General features: G+C 74.0%; 16 protein-coding genes and 1 tRNA gene. 9 read left to right on the top strand and 8 right to left on the bottom strand.

Translation table 11 applies throughout. The features are described 5' to 3' along the window. The first annotated feature begins 168 nt into the window (after nt 1–168). Nucleotides 169–852: a bifunctional DNA primase/polymerase gene (locus ABD347_RS08385; protein WP_344358553.1), complete on the top strand. Its 684-nt coding sequence runs from the start codon at nt 169–171 to the stop codon at nt 850–852. 175 nt (nt 853–1,027) lie between these two features. Continuing rightward, nucleotides 1,028–1,612 (top strand): hypothetical protein, encoded by a 585-nt coding sequence (locus tag ABD347_RS08380; protein ID WP_344358417.1) that lies wholly within the window; start codon nt 1,028–1,030, stop codon nt 1,610–1,612. A 221-nt stretch (nt 1,613–1,833) separates the two neighbouring features. Here ABD347_RS08380 and ABD347_RS08375 read toward each other — a convergent pair whose 3' ends face one another. From ABD347_RS08375 to ABD347_RS08365, 3 genes are all read right to left on the bottom strand, one after another. After that, nucleotides 1,834–2,826, bottom strand: coding sequence for a DUF5926 family protein (locus ABD347_RS08375; RefSeq protein ID WP_344358414.1), 993 nt, complete (start codon nt 2,824–2,826; stop codon nt 1,834–1,836). A 171-nt stretch (nt 2,827–2,997) separates the two neighbouring features. Beyond that, the gene (locus ABD347_RS08370; RefSeq protein ID WP_344358411.1) at nt 2,998–3,618 is read right to left on the bottom strand and encodes an ATP-binding protein; all 621 of its coding nucleotides are present in this window, start codon (nt 3,616–3,618) and stop codon (nt 2,998–3,000) included. 53 nt (nt 3,619–3,671) lie between these two features. Then, nucleotides 3,672–4,472, bottom strand: coding sequence for a glycerophosphodiester phosphodiesterase (locus ABD347_RS08365; protein WP_344358408.1), 801 nt, complete (start codon nt 4,470–4,472; stop codon nt 3,672–3,674). Nucleotides 4,473–4,695: 223 nt separating this feature from the next. On the opposite strand from ABD347_RS08365, the gene ABD347_RS08360 reads away from it, so the two are divergent. The 3 genes from ABD347_RS08360 to ABD347_RS08350 all read left to right on the top strand — a co-directional run bounded on the left by ABD347_RS08360 (nt 4,696) and on the right by ABD347_RS08350 (nt 6,589). Then, nucleotides 4,696–6,138, top strand: a complete 1,443-nt coding sequence (locus ABD347_RS08360) for a S1C family serine protease (RefSeq protein ID WP_344358405.1) — start codon at nt 4,696–4,698, stop codon at nt 6,136–6,138. A 68-nt stretch (nt 6,139–6,206) separates the two neighbouring features. Further along, on the top strand, nt 6,207–6,437 hold the full coding sequence (locus tag ABD347_RS08355) for a hypothetical protein (protein ID WP_344358402.1): 231 nt from the start codon (nt 6,207–6,209) through the stop codon (nt 6,435–6,437). Nucleotides 6,438–6,504: 67 nt separating this feature from the next. Further along, a tRNA-Ser gene (locus tag ABD347_RS08350) sits at nt 6,505–6,589 on the top strand. Here the strand turns inward: ABD347_RS08350 and ABD347_RS08345 are convergent. The 3 genes from ABD347_RS08345 to ABD347_RS08335 are packed head-to-tail and all read right to left on the bottom strand — an operon-like array spanning nt 6,571 to nt 8,322. After that, on the bottom strand, nt 6,571–7,470 hold the full coding sequence (locus ABD347_RS08345; RefSeq protein WP_344358400.1) for a GNAT family N-acetyltransferase: 900 nt from the start codon (nt 7,468–7,470) through the stop codon (nt 6,571–6,573). The genes ABD347_RS08350 and ABD347_RS08345 overlap by 19 nt on opposite strands. Nucleotides 7,471–7,522: 52 nt before the next feature. Beyond that, a complete protein-coding gene (locus tag ABD347_RS08340) occupies nt 7,523–7,828 on the bottom strand; it encodes a transcriptional regulator (RefSeq protein WP_344358397.1) in 306 nt (101 codons plus the stop codon). Beyond that, nucleotides 7,825–8,322, bottom strand: coding sequence for a hypothetical protein (locus ABD347_RS08335; protein WP_344358394.1), 498 nt, complete (start codon nt 8,320–8,322; stop codon nt 7,825–7,827). Before ABD347_RS08335 ends, ABD347_RS08340 begins: the two co-directional genes overlap by 4 nt. A 681-nt stretch (nt 8,323–9,003) precedes the next feature. Here ABD347_RS08335 and ABD347_RS08330 point away from each other — a divergent pair. Then, the gene (locus ABD347_RS08330; protein WP_344358391.1) at nt 9,004–9,312 is read left to right on the top strand and encodes a hypothetical protein; all 309 of its coding nucleotides are present in this window, start codon (nt 9,004–9,006) and stop codon (nt 9,310–9,312) included. On the opposite strand, the gene ABD347_RS08325 is transcribed toward ABD347_RS08330, so the two are convergent. Further along, nucleotides 9,272–10,165, bottom strand: coding sequence for a bifunctional DNA primase/polymerase (locus ABD347_RS08325; RefSeq protein WP_344358388.1), 894 nt, complete (start codon nt 10,163–10,165; stop codon nt 9,272–9,274). The genes ABD347_RS08330 and ABD347_RS08325 overlap by 41 nt on opposite strands. A 319-nt stretch (nt 10,166–10,484) precedes the next feature. Between ABD347_RS08325 and ABD347_RS08320 the strand changes: the two genes are divergently transcribed. The 3 genes from ABD347_RS08320 (at nt 10,485) to ABD347_RS08310 (ending at nt 13,575) form a co-directional block, all read left to right on the top strand. After that, nucleotides 10,485–10,790, top strand: coding sequence for a hypothetical protein (locus tag ABD347_RS08320; protein ID WP_344358386.1), 306 nt, complete (start codon nt 10,485–10,487; stop codon nt 10,788–10,790). A 464-nt stretch (nt 10,791–11,254) separates the two neighbouring features. After that, entirely contained in the window at nt 11,255–11,800 is a 546-nt protein-coding gene (locus ABD347_RS08315) for a SigE family RNA polymerase sigma factor (RefSeq protein WP_344358384.1), read from the top strand. A 128-nt stretch (nt 11,801–11,928) separates the two neighbouring features. Further along, nucleotides 11,929–13,575 (top strand): long-chain fatty acid--CoA ligase, encoded by a 1,647-nt coding sequence (locus ABD347_RS08310; RefSeq protein ID WP_344358381.1) that lies wholly within the window; start codon nt 11,929–11,931, stop codon nt 13,573–13,575. A gap of 98 nt (nt 13,576–13,673) precedes the next feature. Here ABD347_RS08310 and ABD347_RS08305 read toward each other — a convergent pair whose 3' ends face one another. Continuing rightward, complete coding sequence (locus tag ABD347_RS08305; RefSeq protein ID WP_344358378.1) at nt 13,674–17,411, bottom strand: hybrid sensor histidine kinase/response regulator; 3,738 nt, start codon at nt 17,409–17,411, stop codon at nt 13,674–13,676. Nucleotides 17,412–17,451 lie beyond the last annotated feature (40 nt).

Here is a 17,451-nt window from a genome sequence, read left to right as displayed (position 1 = left end):
CCACGCTCGGCGGGCCCGGCGGTGTGTCCTGCCGCAGGCGCAGAGAGGCCGGCCCCCATGCCGGCACCGGCACGGGGCGGTGACGCGCCGGACCGTACGCACAGTGAAGTGACGCACACCTTTGTGATGTGGATGACCTCGGCGTTCAACGGAAAGGAACGAGCGCTCATGCGCGAGATCCTCGGAAGGCGACGCAGGCTCCGGTTCCGGCGCAGGAGGAGGCCCGCCCACCTGGACGCGGCGCTCCTGTGCGCCACCGAGTGGGACTGGCCCGTACTCCCCGGCGTGGGACTCGAGGCGGCCGGTGGCCGCGGCGACCGGGAACGCGGCTGCGCCTGTCCCGACCCCGAGTGCGTCGTACCCGGCGCACACCCCTTCGACCCCGGCCTGCTCGCGGCCTCCACCGACGAGCGCCTGGTGCGCTGGTGGTGGACCAACCGCCCCGACGCCCCGGTCGTGCTCGCCACCGGCGGCCGCGCGCCGTGCGCCGTGAGCCTGCCCGCCGTCGCGGCGGCGCGGGCGCTGGGCGTGCTGGACCGGAAGGAGATGCGACTCGGTCCGGTGGTGGCGACGCCGACCCGCTGGTCCCTGCTGGTCGCCCCGTACACCCTCGAACAGCTGGGTGAGCTGCTGTACGTGAAGGACTGCGTACCCAGCTCCCTGCGCTTCCACGGGGAGGGCGGCTACCTGGTACTGCCGCCGTCGGAGACCGGGACCGGACAGGTGCGCTGGGAACGCGCGCCGCTCGCCGGGTCCGCGTCGCCCTGGCTGCCGGACGTGGAGGCGGTCGTGGACGCGCTGGTCGAGGCGAGCACGAGCGCGCCGGACGGCGGGAGCCGGCTGCGCTACTGAGCCCATACCTCTCCTGTCCGCTCCCGGCCCCGCTGTCGCCCGTGCGTCACTCGTACGGGTGTGAGCGGGGCCGAGTTGTACGGGATTCGGGCGCACGGCCGCCGGGGTGGCGGCGTTCCGTCGCTATCGTCGCCTGACCGTCAAATTCCCGGGCAGTTGGGCAGGTGGGGTCCCCATGAATCTCCGCGTGATCGGGCTCGGGGCCGTGGTGGTGGCCGCCGCGCTGCTGTCGCCCGTCGCCTCCGCCGGACCGGCCGGCGGCCCCGGCGGCCCCGCCGTGGACGCGAAGCCGGGGCCCCAGGACGGGGCGCCCGCGGAGGCCTCGGCACTTCTGGCCGGAATCGATGCCCCGGCCGCCGCCCCTCCGCCCCCACCATCACCACCGTCCTCGTCGGCGTCCCCGTCGGTGTCCGCCGCGGGTGCGGCGAGCTGCGGGCCGGAAGTGGCCTCGCCGGACGGGGTGGAGGCGCAGACCTGCGTCCTCACCGAAGGGCCGGACACCTGGGGGCGCACCTACTACCGCAATGCGACGGGAGAGGAGCTCGGGGCCGTACTCACCTTGATGGGCCCCGGCGGGCGTACCGTACAAGCGCATTGCGAGGTGCGGGCGGAAGACGAACCGCGGGTGTGCGAGACCCCCCGAGAGCCGTCACGCGGCACTTCCGCCGAATACACGGCGGTGGCGGAGTTCGCGGAGAGCGGTGAAAGCCCGCTGCTGCTGCGGTCGGGGAGCAACTCGCCGGAGGGAGCCGCCAGTTGAGGCACCGGGGCGGAAGATCCCATTCCGTGGAAATGGAAGGGCCCGGTCGCTGGCGACGGGGGATGCACCAGCGACCGGGCTTCAAGCACCGTAACAAGAGATCGGCTGTTCGCAAATTCGATCTCAGTTATTCGGACAGCTATTTACTCTTGAGTGCGGCTCATTGTGGCGGAAGTCACCGACCGGTCGGGATGTGAATCGATTCCGCCTCTGGTAATGGCTCAGCTGAGGGTGACCTGCCGGTTGGTGAGCCCGCCACGGGCCCGCCGCTCCTCCGCCGTCAGCGGCGCGTCCACGGCGAGCGCGCCCGCGAGCCGCTCCGCGAAGTCGGCGGCCGGCTGCTCGCACTCCTTCGCGCCCATCCCGGTCGGCAGGTCCCACACCGGCACCATCAGCCCGTGCGCGCGGAAGGAGCCGACCAGCCGGGTGCCCTCGCCGAGCGAGGAACGTCCGGCGGCGTGCAGCCGGGCCAGCGCGTCGAGCAGCTGCTCCTCGGGGTGCGGCATGACCCAGCGCAGGTGGTTCTTCTCGGGGGTCTCGCACCAGTACGCGGCGTCCACGCCGGACAGCCTGACGGTCGGGATCGCGGCGGCGTTGGCCCGCTCCAGCGACGCGGCCACCTCCGGCGCCGCGCTCTTCTCGGAGTCCGGCACCCAGAACTCGAAGCCCGAGTGGACGACCGGCTCGAAGGCGGCGTCCGCGTCCAGCAGGTCCTGGAGGCGCGGGCCGCCCGCCGGGACCCTCTGACCGGCGACCGGCGTACCCGGCTGGACGGTCAGCGCGCGCTGGAGGGTGTCGGCGAGGTCCCGGCTCAGGTCGCCGGAAGAGGTGTCGTTCTGCAGCGCGAGCAGGACCGAGCCGTCGTCACGGCGCAACGCGGGCCAGGCCATGGGCAGGACGGTCGCGAGCGTCACGGAGGGCACGCCCTCGGGCAGGCCGCCCTTGAGGTGCAGCGGCGCGGTGGCGGCGGGGACCAGCTCGCGCAGGGCGACCCAGTCGCACTCGCCGGGCAGGCCCTCGAAGGGCCGCTGGACCAGCTCGGTCACCGCGTGCGCGGCCGCCCGGCCGTGGCAGGCCTTGTAGCGGCGGCCCGAACCGCAGGGGCAGGGCTCGCGGGCGCCGACGACCGGCACGTGCTCGTCGGCGCCTCCGGCGCGGGCCCCGTCGGTCGCTTGCGGCTTCCCGGCCTTGGTCTGGGGACGCTTCTTGCCCATGGTCTGACTTCTCCCGTAACGGCGGTGCGGCACTGCTGTGTCGGCCGCGAGCCTAGTCGCCCGGAGGCGCCGCCCGGGGCACGCGCCCGTGCGCGGTGCGGGCGGTGCGCCTGTGCGGCGCTCGCTCCACGCGATCACGCGGCGCTCGGGGCGGGACGCCGCCCGGCGGGGTCAGTCGACGTCCTCGAACGTGTCGTACGTCCCGTACGCGTCCAGGAAGTCGAAGCCCGGTCCGGTGACGCGCGTAGCGAAGTCGTCGCGCCGATGGCCTCCCGTGAGGACCACCCACACCGTCACCTCACCCGACGCGCCGTCCCGTACGCCCCAGTCCTGGGCGAGCGCGCTGATGATGTTCAGCCCCCGGCCGCCGCGCGCGGTCACCGAGGGCGTCGACGGAACGGGGCGGGTCGGACCACCGCCGTCCGTCACCTCGACGGTCAGGGCGCCCTGAGCGTCGACGCGCCAGGCGGCCCGGACGTCGCCGTCGCCCACCTCCACGCCATGGCCCAGCGGCCTGCCGTGCCGGCAGGAATTGCTGAGCAGTTCGGACAGGACCAGTACGGCGTCGTCGACGACCGATTCGGCCAAGCCGCCGCGGCGGAGCTGCTCCCGCATGCGGTGCCTCGCCTCACCCACGCCCGCAGGGCCATGGGGTACGGCCATGCTCGACGACGTGGGCACCTCCTGTGCCACCACCAACGCCACCCCCGAGACCTCCTTTGCCCCACGCCACGGTGTGGATGCCCCAATGGACTGGACCGGAAACCGGCCAATCGGTGTGCGGTGACGCACTTGGGACGGGCGGACACGGAGCGAACGCACCGGAGCACTCGGCGTAACGGGAGTTACCGGCGGCCCAGTTGGGACAGAACCTGTTTGGGGCGGTTGGTGATGATCGCGTCCACCCCGAGCCGGGCACACAGTTCGACGTCCTCCGGCTCGTTCACCGTCCAGACGTGGACACGGTGGCCGGCCCGGTGGAGGCGTGCGACGTAACCGGGGTTGTTGCGGACGATCCGGAGGGAGGGGCCGGCGATCCGGGACCCGGCGGGCAGCCGCCCGTCCCGTACCCGCGGGGTGACGAACTGCATCAGGTACACGATCGGCACGGCGGGCGCGGCGGCGGCGACCCGGTGCAGCGAGCGGGCGGAGAAGCTCATGATCCGTACGGGGGTGGTCGAGCCCGGGCGGGGACGGGCCAGCCCGTAGCGCTCCAGCAGCTCCACCAGCCGCGCCTCCACCTGGCCGGCCCAGCGGGTGGGGTGCTTGGTCTCGATGGCGAGCTCGATGCGCCGCCCGGCGTCGGCCACGAGCGCGAGCAGCCGTTCGAGGGTCAGCACGGAGGTGTACTCGGGGTCGCGCCAGTCCGGGCTCTCGTGCGGGTCCTTCCAGGCGCCGAAGTCGAGCTGGGCCAGATCGGCCAGCTCCAGTGTGGAGACGGCGCCGCGTCCGTTGGAGGTGCGGTTGACGCGGCGGTCGTGGACGCAGACGAGGTGGCCGTCGGCGGTGAGCCGTACGTCGCATTCGAGGGCGTCGGCGCCGTCCTCGATCGCTCTCGTGTACGCGGCCAGAGTGTGCTCGGGCGCGTCCTCGGAGGCGCCCCGGTGGGCGACGACCTGGATCGTGTGCTGGCGTGCGTGGGTCACCGCGACATGGTGCCACCGCTGTTCGGCCCTCTTCGACGGGCGTCTGATTTGCCGGAAATAAAGGATGGCCCCAAGACGCACAGGTCCGGCTTACAGTGGCCTGACGGGCTATGGGAAAAGCTGACCGCAGACACCCGCACGGCGGACTCTTGCCGAAGCCGACGCAGCCGACGCAGACGACGCAGACGACGCAGACGACGTGGAACCCCGAGGAGAACGAGCTGTGAGCACCGAGAACGAGGGCAACGCGGTCCCGTCCGCCCCGTCCGTACCTCCCGTGCCGCCCTCTTCGTCCGCGCCGGCGGAGGACGCCCACGGGACGGCGGCGCCGGAACCGCCCCGCACGCCCCCGCACACGCCCCCGCACGCCCCCGGGGCGTCATCGGCACCGACGCGGGCCCATGACGCGCCGCCGCCCCACCCGCCCCACGGTGCGCCCCCCGCCCCGCCCGCCGGCGCTGGCTGGCCGGCCCCGCCGCCCCCTCCCGCCTGGGGCGCCTCCTTCCCGCCCGGCTCCGAGCCGCCGCGCAAACGTTCCGGCGGTGGGCTGGTCGCGGCCGCGCTGGTCGCCGCGCTGGTCGCGGGAGGTGTCGGCGGTGGCGTCGGCTACTGGGCGGCCGAGCGCAACGACGGCTCCAGCAGCTCCACGACCGTCGCCGCGGGCGAGGCCCCGGCCGACTTCAAGCGCGAGCCGGGCACGGTCGCCGCGGTCGCGAACAAGGCGCTGCCGAGCGTCGTCACCATCGAGGCCAAGTCGGGCGGCGGCGGCCCGGCGGCCGAGGGCGGCACCGGCACCGGGTTCGTGTACGACGAGGAGGGCCACATCCTCACCAACAACCACGTGGTGGCCTCCGCCGCGGAGGGCGGCACCCTCTCCGCGACCTTCTCCGACGGCAAGAAGTACGACGCCGAGGTCGTCGGCCGCGCCCAGGGCTACGACGTCGCCGTACTGAAGCTCAAGAACGCCCCCTCGGGCCTCGCCCCGCTCCCGCTGGGCAACTCCGAGAAGGTGGCCGTCGGCGACTCGACGATCGCGATCGGCGCGCCGTTCGGCCTGTCCAACACCGTCACCACCGGCATCATCAGCGCGAAGAACCGCCCGGTGGCCTCCGGTGACGGCAGCGGTGCCGGCCGCAACTCGTACATGAGCGCCCTGCAGACCGACGCGTCCATCAACCCGGGCAACTCCGGTGGACCGCTCCTGGACGCGCGGGGCGCGGTGATCGGTATCAACTCCGCCATCCAGTCGGCCGGAAGCGGCGGCCTCGGCCAGTCCCAGGCGGGCTCCATCGGCCTCGGTTTCGCCATCCCGATCAACCAGGCCAAGAGCGTCGCCGACCAGCTGATCAGGACCGGCCAGCCGGTCTACCCGGTGATCGGCGCCACGGTGAACATGGCCGAGGAGGCCGGAGGCGCCCGCATCGCCCCCCAGGGGGAGGGCGGCACCCCGGCGGTCGTCCCGGGCGGCCCCGCCGCGAAGGCGGGTCTCAAGCCGGGCGACGTGATCACCAAGTTCGGCGACCGGACCATCGACAGCGGTCCCACGCTGATCAGCGAGATCTGGACCCACAAGCCGGGCGACAAGGTCACCCTCACCTATGAGCGCGGCGGCAAGAGCGCGACGGCCGACGTCGTCCTGGGCGAGCGCAAGGGCGACAGCGGCTGACGGACGGCCCGTCACCCGGCTCCCGGCCCCGGCGTGCCGGGAGCCGGGCACGGGGCCACAGTGGGGGCATGACCGCAGACCAGCCGCCGCCGCCCGTGACCGTCTCCCCGCCGAACGGGTCCGGCGGCCGCGACGTCCACGCCGACGGCGACCTCCTGGGCCTCGCCCACAGCGTCGCCGACCTCGTCGACCTGCTCAGCACGGTCGGCCTGGAACTGGGCCCGGACGAAGTGGCCACCACCCGCCTCATCCACTGGCGGGGCGGCGGCCCCGCCGTCTGGGCCGAGTCACCCCCCTGACCCGCCCGCCACGCACCCCCCAACCGGTAGGCTGTAACCCGCCCCGCCGCGGTTGCCGCGGGGCGTGGGTGGGTTGCCCGAGCGGCCTAAGGGAACGGTCTTGAAAACCGTCGTGGCGCGAGTCACCGTGGGTTCAAATCCCACACCCACCGCAGCAGGTCAGAGAACTGGCACGTCGGACGGCGGGCCCCGATTCCAGGGCCCGCCGTCCGCGTTCCCCCTGCCTCACCCCGTACCGCCCGTTTCCCGGCGTTGACCGGGGCGGGTGGCCGACTTGCGGACAACCTCGGTGTGGCTGAAGCCGAGAGAGGTCAGCCCCCTTCGGCCTGGCACAGCCGGTCGGAGGGGCCGCCGACCTCGGTCTGGAGGAGTTGGTAGGCGGCGCCGTGGGACTGGCCCCAGCGCATGGGCCGATCGCGCCCACGAGACGGCCCGCAACGGCGGCGGTGAGGACCGGGCCGCACCGGTCGGCCCGCATCCGGGTGCGCAGGAAGGCCAGGCCGTCCGCAGGCATCGCCTCGGCGAAGGGGGCGAAGGTCTCCCGTACGGCGGTCGGCAAGTCGGTGATGGGGCGGACCGGGCCGGCGGGGGCAGGGCAGTGTCCGGCGGTGAAGTCCTTCAGCTGGACGCGGGTGCCGCGCGGGTGCGTGGTCTCGGGGCCGAGGGGACGTACGACCCGGGCGTTGACCACGGCGTACGCGGCGGCGAGCTCGGCGGCCAGCTCGGCGGCCTCGTCCACGACGCTGTCGCGGGGACCGTATGCGAAGACCCTGACGGTGCCGCGTCCGCGCCGGTTCAGGGTGGGGACGAGAACGCGTTCGGGCTGGTGGAGCACGTTCTCGCGGAGGACCTTCTCGTCCTTCTCGCCGCCCCAGCGCCGGTCCTTGTCGTAGGGGGAGGACATCTCCGGTGACACCGCTCGCAGGACGTCCTCGAAGATGCCGGCGGTCAGGGCGTCGGGGTGGACGGGGCCGAGGGTCGGCACGATCGGGGCGGTCAGTCGGGGCCTGAGCCAGTCCCAGCGGAAGAACATGAGCGGCACCCTGGTGAGGCAGACCGCCCGGTCACAGCGCCAGAGCCGCGCCTCAGGGGCCGACGATGGCGCGCAGGGCGGCGAGGTGGGCGTGGTAGGCGTCGCGGCCGGGGCGGGTCAGGCGCAGCCAGACGCGTGGGCGGGTGTCGCGTACCGCCTTGCGGTGCTCGACGTAGCCGGCGTCCGTCAGCACCGTGACGTGCTTGCTCAGGACCGAGGCGGAGACGCCCAGTCGCTCCTGGACCGTGGCGAACTCGGCCTCCCCGGCGGCGTCCAGAAGTGCGCAGATGCGCAGGCGGTTGGGGGCGTGGATGGTGGTGTCGAACCCGTCCATGGGATCGGGCGTGGACCTGCTCATGAGGCCTTCCGGTGCAGGCGGACGAAGACGAGGTGGAAGGCGACCGACGTTCCGGCGCCGACGGCCGACCCGGCGAGGAGCCACAGGGGCTCGTGGGTGGCGCGGAAGACGAGGGCGGATCCCATGAGTACGACGGGCAGTCCCGTCGCCAGCGGCAGGGTGACGCGCTTGGGGAGGACGTCGAAGCGGAGTGCCACGCCGGTCTTCTTGCGCCAGTTCGAGGCCGCGGCCGCGAACAGCGCCATGTACGTCGCCGTCAGCACCACCATGATGATGCTCCAGGTCGCCCGGGGCAGCAGCCAGTCGTGAGAGGCCACCGTGCCTCCGTACACGGGCGGTATGGCGGCGATGTAGAGCGTGAGCGCGGTGGTGAACCAGCGTGGCCAGGGGGTGGCGGACAGGGCGGTGGTCGACGTCCTGACCCGCTCGGCGTCGGTCAGGGCGGCGAGCGCCTGCTGTGCGGTCGGTCGGATGGTGTCCCCGTTGCTTTCCATGACGGAAACTCTAGAGTTGAGTTTCCGTCATGGCAAGTGTCGATTTTCCGGAGTGGAAAGTCTCAGGTGTCGCTAGAGTCGCCCCATGGGGGATTTCGCTAGTCAGGGCCGGACCGTGCTGTGCAGGTCGTGTCACCGGCCGCTCCGTCAGGACCGCCGTTGGTTCCCACGGCAGCACTGCAACCGCTGGCACAAGGTGAGGCACCGGGTGGCGAGCTTCTTCAGGGGCGTGCTGGAGAACGTGTAGGCGGGCGGACCGCGAAAACGCGTTGCCGGGGCGGTCCGGAGCCTGTCAGTACCGGGTCATGAGGTCCCTGACGCCTCTCCTGCCGCCGACCGCCGCCGCCCGATCGGCGCGTCCGGGCAGCAGTGCGGGTCATGGCGGAGGCCGGCTGTCACGCGGTCGTGATCGGCGCGCGATGGTCGCGGGGGCTCGCCGGATTCGGGATCGCCGTTCCGGTGGGAGCCGTCGGGGCGTACCTGGTGGCCTCACCGCGCGGGCGTCGTGGCGGGTCGGGGCGACGGTGGCGACCAGCGCGTACAGCCCGTCGGCGGTGGCCACCCCGGGCACGGCGCACGGCACCACCATCGATGCCATGAGGGGTGCCGGCGCCGCCCCTGCGATGCGGTGGTCGTCGGCGCTGGTGTTCGTGGTGTTCGTGGTGCTGGCGGTGCGCGGTGGTGCCGTGGCGATCGGACGGTACCGGGGGGCGGCGCGCGGCGGCACGGGACGACGGGACACCGGTCGGGCCCCTGCGGGCGTACCTGGCACTGCTGGGGTTCACGGTGCTCATCCCCATGACCGTCATCTGCTTCGCGGTACTGGTGATCGGCAGCCGTGCCATCGAGGCTCCGGCGCCGGCCCCGATCGAGCAGGCCGCCTTCGGGCTCGCCGCCTTCCTCGCGCCCGCCGGCCGGCGACTGCTGCTGGCCGGTGGCGGCGCGTTGATCATCGCGCTCGCGGTGGCCCTGCTCCTGTCGGCGCCGTGAGGCGGGCCGCCGAGGCGATGGTGGCGCGCGCCTCGTGCGCGGTGAGGCCGGTGCGTACGGCGGCGTCGGTGAGGGCGTCCGCGAGGGCGTCGCCGATGCCGTTCTCGTACGCCCGGCACGCCGCCCAGAACAGCCGGGTGTTGCGCCGCCCCACCCGGGCGGCGAGGACGAAGCGGACCAACCCCTCACCCTCGCGGTGCGGTTCGGGCCGTCGCGCGCGGGCGGGAGACCGTGGCGGCGCCGGGGGCCGCGGCGGGGGAACCAGCAGGCGCAGCAGGGCCGGCGGACACGGCGCCGGGGGCAGGGACGCGGTGCCGGGGGCCAGGCGGTAGGCGCCGCGCGCGGTGACCGAGCCGGGGCCGGCCAGGTAGCCGCCGGAGCCCCGGATGTCGATGCCGGGGGCGAGGCGGCCGGCCGAGTTGGGGACGGCGAGGCCCGGCGGGCCGGCCAGCCAGAGGTGCCGGCCGCCGCTGGGGGTGAGGACGGTGGTCGTCCCGGGGATCGTGAAGCCGTGCACCCGGGCGAGGTGCCGGAGGGCGGCGGGTTCGGTGTCGAGGTCGACGCCGATCAGGTGGTGGGGCGGGCGGCCGCAGGCGATGCCGTAGCCGGTCGCCCAGGGTGCGAGGGCGAAGAGGGCCCGTACGCCGGTGGCGTCCGTGGTCGCGTCGTGGACGCCGTGCCCGGGCCGGCCGCACTCCCCCCGGCAGCGGACCGGCTCGGGGTCGTGCCGGTGCGGGGACGGCAGGGCGGGGAGCTTGGACGGTGACAGGGGGAAGACGGGCAGTCCGCGCTCGGCGGCGGACAGCGCGTGAGCCAGGGCCAGGGTGGCGGTTCGCCGGTCGCTAGCGGCCATGACTCCATGCTCGTACAGAGGTTCGACCATGGGAAGAGGGCGTGATTGACCGGAAATGCGCCGGAACGGTTCGCCGCCGCATTGAGGTGGCCCCCGCCCCGCTCCTCGATCCGTCGGCGGCTGTGAGCTGCGCTTTCTTATCGCCAAGGGGGTTTATCGACGTGTCGTCACGCTTGCGGGGGAAATGGGCGCCATGGCCTGGTTCGCCGGGGATTCGGTGGGCAACTCTTGAACCGCGACGTCGAGAACTCGCCCGGAGCGGTCGGCCAACTGCACGGGAACAAGCCGTAGTCACGCACATGGCACCTGGAGGACATACATGGCACACACCCGTACCGCTCGCGTCATCGCCGCTGTCGCCGCACTGCCCCTCGCTGCCGCCCTCTTCGCCGGAACGGCGCACGCCGACACCGGTGGCCTCGCGAGCGACGGATCCAGCGCGTCCGCGGCCTCGGTCAGCGGCAGCGGTGTGGGAGGGAGCAACGCGGGCAACTCCACGACGGGTATGCAGATCGCCAACGGCGGCGGAGCCTCCAACCAGAGCAACACCACGAGCGTGAACGGCCCGGGCTTCACGGTCATCGGCCAGAACAGCCCCACGGTGGACTTCACGCACTTCTGGTAGGACCGGCCCGCGGGGGCAGGGGAACGAGATGAACGGCGGCCCGTACGCCGGTGCTCCGGTACCGGCGTACGGGCCGTCCGGCGTCCCGCCCCGCCGCCCGGTCCGCTCCCCCCGCCCCCGCCGCCCCGTTCAGGCGCTGCGGCCCGAACCGTGCAGGCGCTGCGGCTCCTCGGCCGCCGCCGGGAGGCCGGTGCCGCGGCCAGGCGCTCGTCACCGCCGAACCGGGCGCCCGGTACGGCTCCGGCCCTGGTCACGGCCGGTACCGCGGCCCCCGCCCGCAGCCCCCGCCCCCGGGCCGCGCCGGTGCCGGTCCCGGGCGGGCCCGGCACCGGACCCTGAGCCGGCGCGCACCGCTCCTCCACCTCCAGGAGGTGCGGCGGACCGCGGCCCTACAACCTGAGGCGGACCCGGGTTCGGCACCTGTGGGCGATCCCCCGGGCGGCGCCCGCTCCTAGCGTGGACGTATGACCGCGACCGCCGGCCCCGTCTGTACCGGGGCGTCCACAGCCGCCACCGGATACCCGTCGTTCTCGTCGTACGTACGGGCCCGTGGACCCGTGCTGCTGCGCACGGCCCGGTCGCTGACCGCGAACCCGAGCGACGCCGAGGACCTGCTGCAGACCGCCCTCACCAAGACGTACGTCGCCTGGGACCGCATCGAGGACCACCGCGCGCTCGACGGCTACGTACGCCGCGCGCTGTTGAACACCCGCACCTCGCAGTGGCGCAAGCGCAAGGTCGACGAGTTCGCGTGCGAGGAGCTGCCCGAGCCTCCGGGGCTGCCCGCGCCGGACCCGGCCGAGCAGCAGGTGCTGCGCGACGCGATGTGGCGCGCGGTGATGAGACTGCCCGACCGCCAGCGGGCGATGGTGGTGCTCCGGTACTACGAGGACCTCAGCGAGACCCAGACGGCGGAGGTCCTCGGGGTCTCCGTGGGCACGGTCAAAAGCGCCGTCTCACGGGCGCTCGGCAAGCTCCGCGAGGACCCGGAGCTCTCCCCCGTACGGTGATCGGCCCCAGCGAATCTACTCCTGGGTAGTGACATACCGCTTGGTATGTGCGCAGAATCGGCACACCTCCGATGCCGGGGGTCCGGGGGACCCCGGGTCATGAACCGCGCGCCCAACGGGAGGACGCCGTGCTGAGCACCATGCAGGACGTACCACTGACAGTGACCCGTATCCTCCGCCACGGGATGACGATCCACGGGAAGTCACGGATCACCACCTGGACCGGAGAAGCCGAGCCGCACCGCCGCACCTTCGCCGACACCGGCGCACGCGCCACACAGCTGGCCGGAGCGCTGCGCGACGAACTCGGCGTCACCGGCGACGAACGGGTCGCCACGCTCATGTGGAACAACGCCGAGCACGTCGAGGCGTACCTGGCGATCCCCTCCATGGGCGCCGTCCTGCACACCCTGAACCTGCGCCTGCCCGCCGAGCAGCTGGTCTGGATCGTCAACCACGCCGCCGACCGGGTCGTCCTCGTCAACGGCAGTCTCCTTCCGCTCCTCGCCCCGCTCCTCCCGCACCTGCCGACGATCGAGCACATCGTGGTCTCCGGCCCGGGTGACCGCTCGCTCCTCGACGGCGCCGCGCCCGCCGTCCACGAGTACGAGGAGCTCATCGCCGGCCGCCCGGCCACGTACGACTGGCCCGAGCTGGACGAACGCGCCGCCGCCGCCATGTGCTACACCTCCGGCACCACCGGCGACCCGAAGGGCGTCGTCTACTCCCACCGCTCCATCTACCTGCACTCCATGCAGGTGAACATGACGGAGTCGATGGGCCTGACGGACAAGGACACGACCCTGGTCGTCGTGCCGCAGTTCCACGTGAACGCCTGGGGCCTGCCCCACGCCACCTTCATGTCCGGCGTCAACATGCTGATGCCGGACCGCTTCCTCCAGCCCGCCCCGCTCGCCGACATGATCGAGCGCGAGAAGCCCACGCACGCGGCGGCCGTCCCCACCATCTGGCAGGGCCTCCTCGCCGAGGTCACCGCCAACCCCCGCGACCTGTCGTCCATGGCCAACGTCACCATCGGCGGCGCCGCCTGCCCGCCGTCCCTCATGGAGGCCTACGACAAGCTCGGCGTCCGCCTCTGCCACGCCTGGGGCATGACCGAGACGTCCCCGCTGGGCACCATGGCCAACCCGCCGGCCGGCCTCACGGCCGAGGAGGAGTGGCCGTACCGCGTCACCCAGGGCCGCTTCCCCGCCGGTGTCGAGGGCCGCCTCGTCGGTCCCGGCGGCGACATCCTGCCCTGGGACGGCGAGTCCGCCGGCGAACTGGAGGTCCGCGGCCCCTGGATCGCGGGCGCCTACTACGGCGGCGCGGCCGGTGAACCCCTGCGCCCCGAGGACAAGTTCACGCCGGACGGCTGGCTGAAGACCGGCGACGTCGGCGTGATCAGCCCCGACGGCTTCCTCACCCTCACCGACCGGGCGAAGGACGTCATCAAGTCGGGCGGCGAGTGGATCTCCTCCGTGGATCTGGAGAACGCCCTGATGGCCCACCCGGACGTGGCGGAGGCGGCCGTCGTCGCCGTACCGGACGACAAGTGGGGCGAACGCCCCCTGGCGACGGTGGTCCTCAAGGAGGGCGCGACCGCGGACTACGAGACGCTGCGCGCCTTCCTCGCCGAGTCGATCGCCAAGTGGCAGCTCCCCGAGCGCTGGGCGATCATCCCGGCCGTGCCGAAGACGAGCGTGGGGAAGTTCGACAAGAAGGTGATCCGCAGGCAGTACGCGAACGGCGAACTGGACGTCACCCGGCTCTGACGCACCCAGGAGGGGGCGCCCTTCCGGGGCGCTCCCTCTTCTTCTTCCCCGTCAGCGCCGGGCTTCCGGGGCGTACGGACCTTCTCCGCACGCCGGCTTCAGTTCGTACCGATCTTCGCCAGCAGGTCGACGATCCGCGCCTGGACCTCGGCGCTCGTCGACCGCTCCGCCAGGAACAGCACCGTCTCACCCGACGACAGCTTCGGCAGCTCCGCCTGCTGGAGGCTCGCCGAGGTGTAGACGACGAGCGGCGTACGGTTCAGCTGCCCGTTCGCCCGCAGCCAGTCGATGATCCCGGCACGCCGGCGACGCACCTGCATCAGGTCCATCACCACCAGGTTCGGCCGCGTCTGCGCGGCGAGCGTGACCGCCTCGCTGTCCGTGGCCGCCCGCGCCACCTGCATCCCGCGCCGCTCCAGCGCCGCCGTCAGCGCGAGCGCGATCTCCTCCTGCTCCTCGATGAGCAGGACCCGCGAGGGGTGCTGCTCACTGTCCCGAGGAGCCAGCGCCTTGAGCAGTACGGCGGGGTCGGCACCGTACGCCGCCTCCCGGGTCGCCTGGCCCAGACCCGCCGCCAGCAGCACCGGCACCTCGGCCGCCACCGCCGCCTGACGCAGGGACTGGAGCGCCGTCCGTGTGATCGGGCCGGTCAGCGGGTCCACGAACAGCGCCGCCGGGAACGCGGCGATCTGCGCGTCCACCTCCTCACGGGAGTGCACGATCACCGGCCGGTAGCCGCGCTCGCTCAGCGCCTGCTGCGTGGAGACGTCCGGCGCGGGCCACACCAGCAGCCGGCGCGGGTTGTCCAACGGCTCCGGCGGCAGCTCGTCGTCGACCGGCAGCGGAGCCGGCTCGTTGGCCACCTCGACGGCGCCACCCGGCCCGTCCAGCGGCTCCGGGCCCTCGGCCGCGTCCTCGTCCGGCGCCCCTATCTCGTACGCCCGCCCTTCGGCCGGGGCGTTCAGCCGCGGCGGCGGGGCGAGGGCGGGGGCCGGACCGGCGGCCGGAGGCGGAGTGGGGGTGGAGGTGGGGGTGGGCGACTGGGGGTGCGGCCGGGCGGCCGGCTCCTCCGCCGGGGGCGTGGCCAGCTTGCGGCGCCGCCCGGAGCCCGAGGACGGCTGCTGGGCCACCTGCTGGGCGAACGGGACGCCCTGGCCCAGAGTGCGCACGCTGAACGCGCGCCCCTGGGTGGAGCCGCCGGACGTGTCGTCGCCGGACGGTGCCTCCGGCGGGAGCGGTACGGAGCCGGTCCCGGTCCCGGTCCCGGTCCCGGCCTCGGTTCCGGTTCCGGCCTCGGTTCCGTTGGTCGTCTCCTGGGCCGCGCGCCGCCGCCCCGTCGGCGCGGGAGCGGGCGCGGGAGTGAGCGGGGGCGTCGGCCCGGGTTCCGGGGCGGGTTCCGGGGTGGGTTCCGGGGTGGCGGAGGGCGCGGGCCGCACCGGGTGAGGCGGGGACGGCGTGTGGCCGGCGCCCGGCATCGCGAGCGCGGCGTCGTGGCGTTCCTCGGGGTGCTCGGCAGGGCGTTCCCCGACACGCGGTTCCGGGCGTACGTCCGGGCGTACGTCCGGGCGCCGGTCCGCCTCGGCGGGCGGCAGGGCGAACGCGGTACGGGCGCCGCCCTCGGCGCCCTGCGGTGCCCGGTCCTGCGCGGCTCCGAGCGCCCGGCGGGCCCGGCGGGCCCCGGGAGGCTCGGCACCCGGAGCCTCGACGGCGGGAGCCGTGGCCGGCGCGGCGCCAGCCGGAAGCGCCGGCATCGCGCCCTCGCCGCCCCGCCTCGCCCGCCGCCCCGCGGCCGGAACCGGCACCGCGTCCGCGGGTACGCCCTGGGGCGGCACCGTCTCACCCAGCGCGGCACGGCCCTGCGCGCTCTCGGCGGCCGTCACGACCGACCCCTCGGCCGGCGCCCCGGCCAGCGCGGTCCCGGCCACCGGAGCCCCGGCCTCCGCCGGACTCGGCCGCCCGCGCCGCCGCCCGGTGGGCTTTGCCGCCACCGGGTCCTCGGCCAGCACGGGGCTGTCCAGGAAGGCGTCCGTGGAGGCCCGCCGCGCCCGGCGCCGCCCGCCTCCGGAGGACCCGCCGGACGTGTCGCCCGACTGCTGCGCCGGCACCATGGCGACAGGCGCCGGGGCGACCGGGGCCGCCGGGCCCACCGGCACGTCCGTGACCGGAGCAGCGTCCGTCAGCGGCGCGCCCGTCGCCTGCTTCACCGTCCCGGCGCCCTCGCCCAGCGGCACCTCCAGTACGTACGCGCTGCCCGGCATCCCCGGCACCTCGTGCGTCTGGAGCACCCCGGAGTGCGCCCGGACGATCCCGCGCACGATCGGTTCGTGCACCGGGTCGCCACCGGCGTACGGCCCGCGCACCTCGATCCGTACGACGTCACCGCGCTGCGCCGCCGCGACGACGATCGTCGAGTCGACGTACCCGCCGCCCGGCACGATCCGCGCCTTGCCGGTCGAGTCGACCCCGGCGACGTCCGCGATCAGATGGGCGAGCGCGGTCGAGATCCGCACCCCGTCCACCTCGGCCTCTATCGGCGGGGCGTGCACCGCGAACTGCACCCGCCCCGGGCCGATCAGCTCCACCGCGCCCTCGACACCGGCGGCGACGACCGCGTCGAGCAGCACCTTCGTCTTGCGCAGCGACTCCTCGCCGACGTCCAGCCGCTGGTAGCCCAGTACGTTGTCGACGAGCGTCGTCATCCGGGCGTACCCGGCGGCCAGATGGTGCAGTACCTGGTTGGCCTCGGGCCACAACTGCCCGGCCGGGTCGGCGGCCAGCGTGCCCAGCTCCCGGCGCAGCTCCTCCAGCGGCCCGCGCAGCGACTCGCCCAGCACGGCGGTCAGCTGGGTGTGCCGCGCCGCCAGCGCCGCGTACCGCTCCTCGCGCCGCTCGATCTCGACCGACAGGCGCTCGCTGAGGTCGGCCATCCCGGTGGCGTGCCGCTCGGTCAGCTCCGCCACCTCGGCCGCGTGCCGCTCGGTCAGCTCGGCGACCTCGGCCGAGTGCCGGGCCTCCTGCTCCTCGTAGGGCCGCCGGTCGGCGAACGTCATTACCGCGCCGACCAGCTGGTCCCCGTCCCGTACCGGCGCGGTCGTCAGGTCGACCGGCACCGGCGAACCGTCCTTGGCCCACACCACCTGCCCGCGCACCCGGTGCTTGCGCCCCGACCGCAGCGTGTCGGCGAGCGGCGACCCCTCGAACGGGAACGGCTCCCCGTCCGCCCGGGAGTGCAGCATCAGCCCGTGCAGCTCCTTGCCGCCCAGGTCGCTGGCCCGCCAGCCCAGTATCTGGGCGGCGGCCGGGTTGACCAGGACGATCCGCCCGTCGGTGTCGGTGCCGACGACACCCTCGGAGGCGGCGCGCAGGATCATCTCGGTCTGCCGCTGCGAGCGCGCCAGCTCGGCCTCGGTGTCGATCGTCCCGGAAAGATCCCGCACCACGAGCATCAGCAGCTCGTCACCGGTGTAAGTGGGCCCACCGCTTCCGTACGAGTCGTAGGCCTCCCGCCCGTCCTCCAGGCTCGCGCTGGTCACCTCGACCGGGAACTCGCTCCCGTCGGTGCGCCGCGCGACCATCCGGGCCGGCTTGGTGCGCCCGCGCGCGTCGGCGGCCTCGGGCCGGCGCATCGACCCGGGGATCAGCCGGGAGTCGAACGCGGGGAGCAGATCGAGCAGCCCGCGCCCGACCAGGGCCGTACCGGGCGTCTCGAACATCTCGAGGGCGATGGTGTTGGCGTTGACGACCGTGCCATTGCAATTGACGAGTACGAGCCCGTCCGGCAGCGCGTCGAGTATGGCTGCGAGGCGAGCAGCGCCTCGGGATGGCCTGCTGCTCACGACGACGCTTCCTCCCACTCGGCCTGTCACTGGAGGGAGT

The sequence above is a fragment of the Streptomyces gobitricini genome, assembly GCF_039532985.1.
Taxonomy (GTDB): Bacteria; Actinomycetota; Actinomycetes; order Streptomycetales; family Streptomycetaceae; genus Streptomyces; species Streptomyces gobitricini.
Note: the sequence above shows the minus strand (reverse complement) of the source record. Positions and strands in the feature narration are given on the sequence as shown.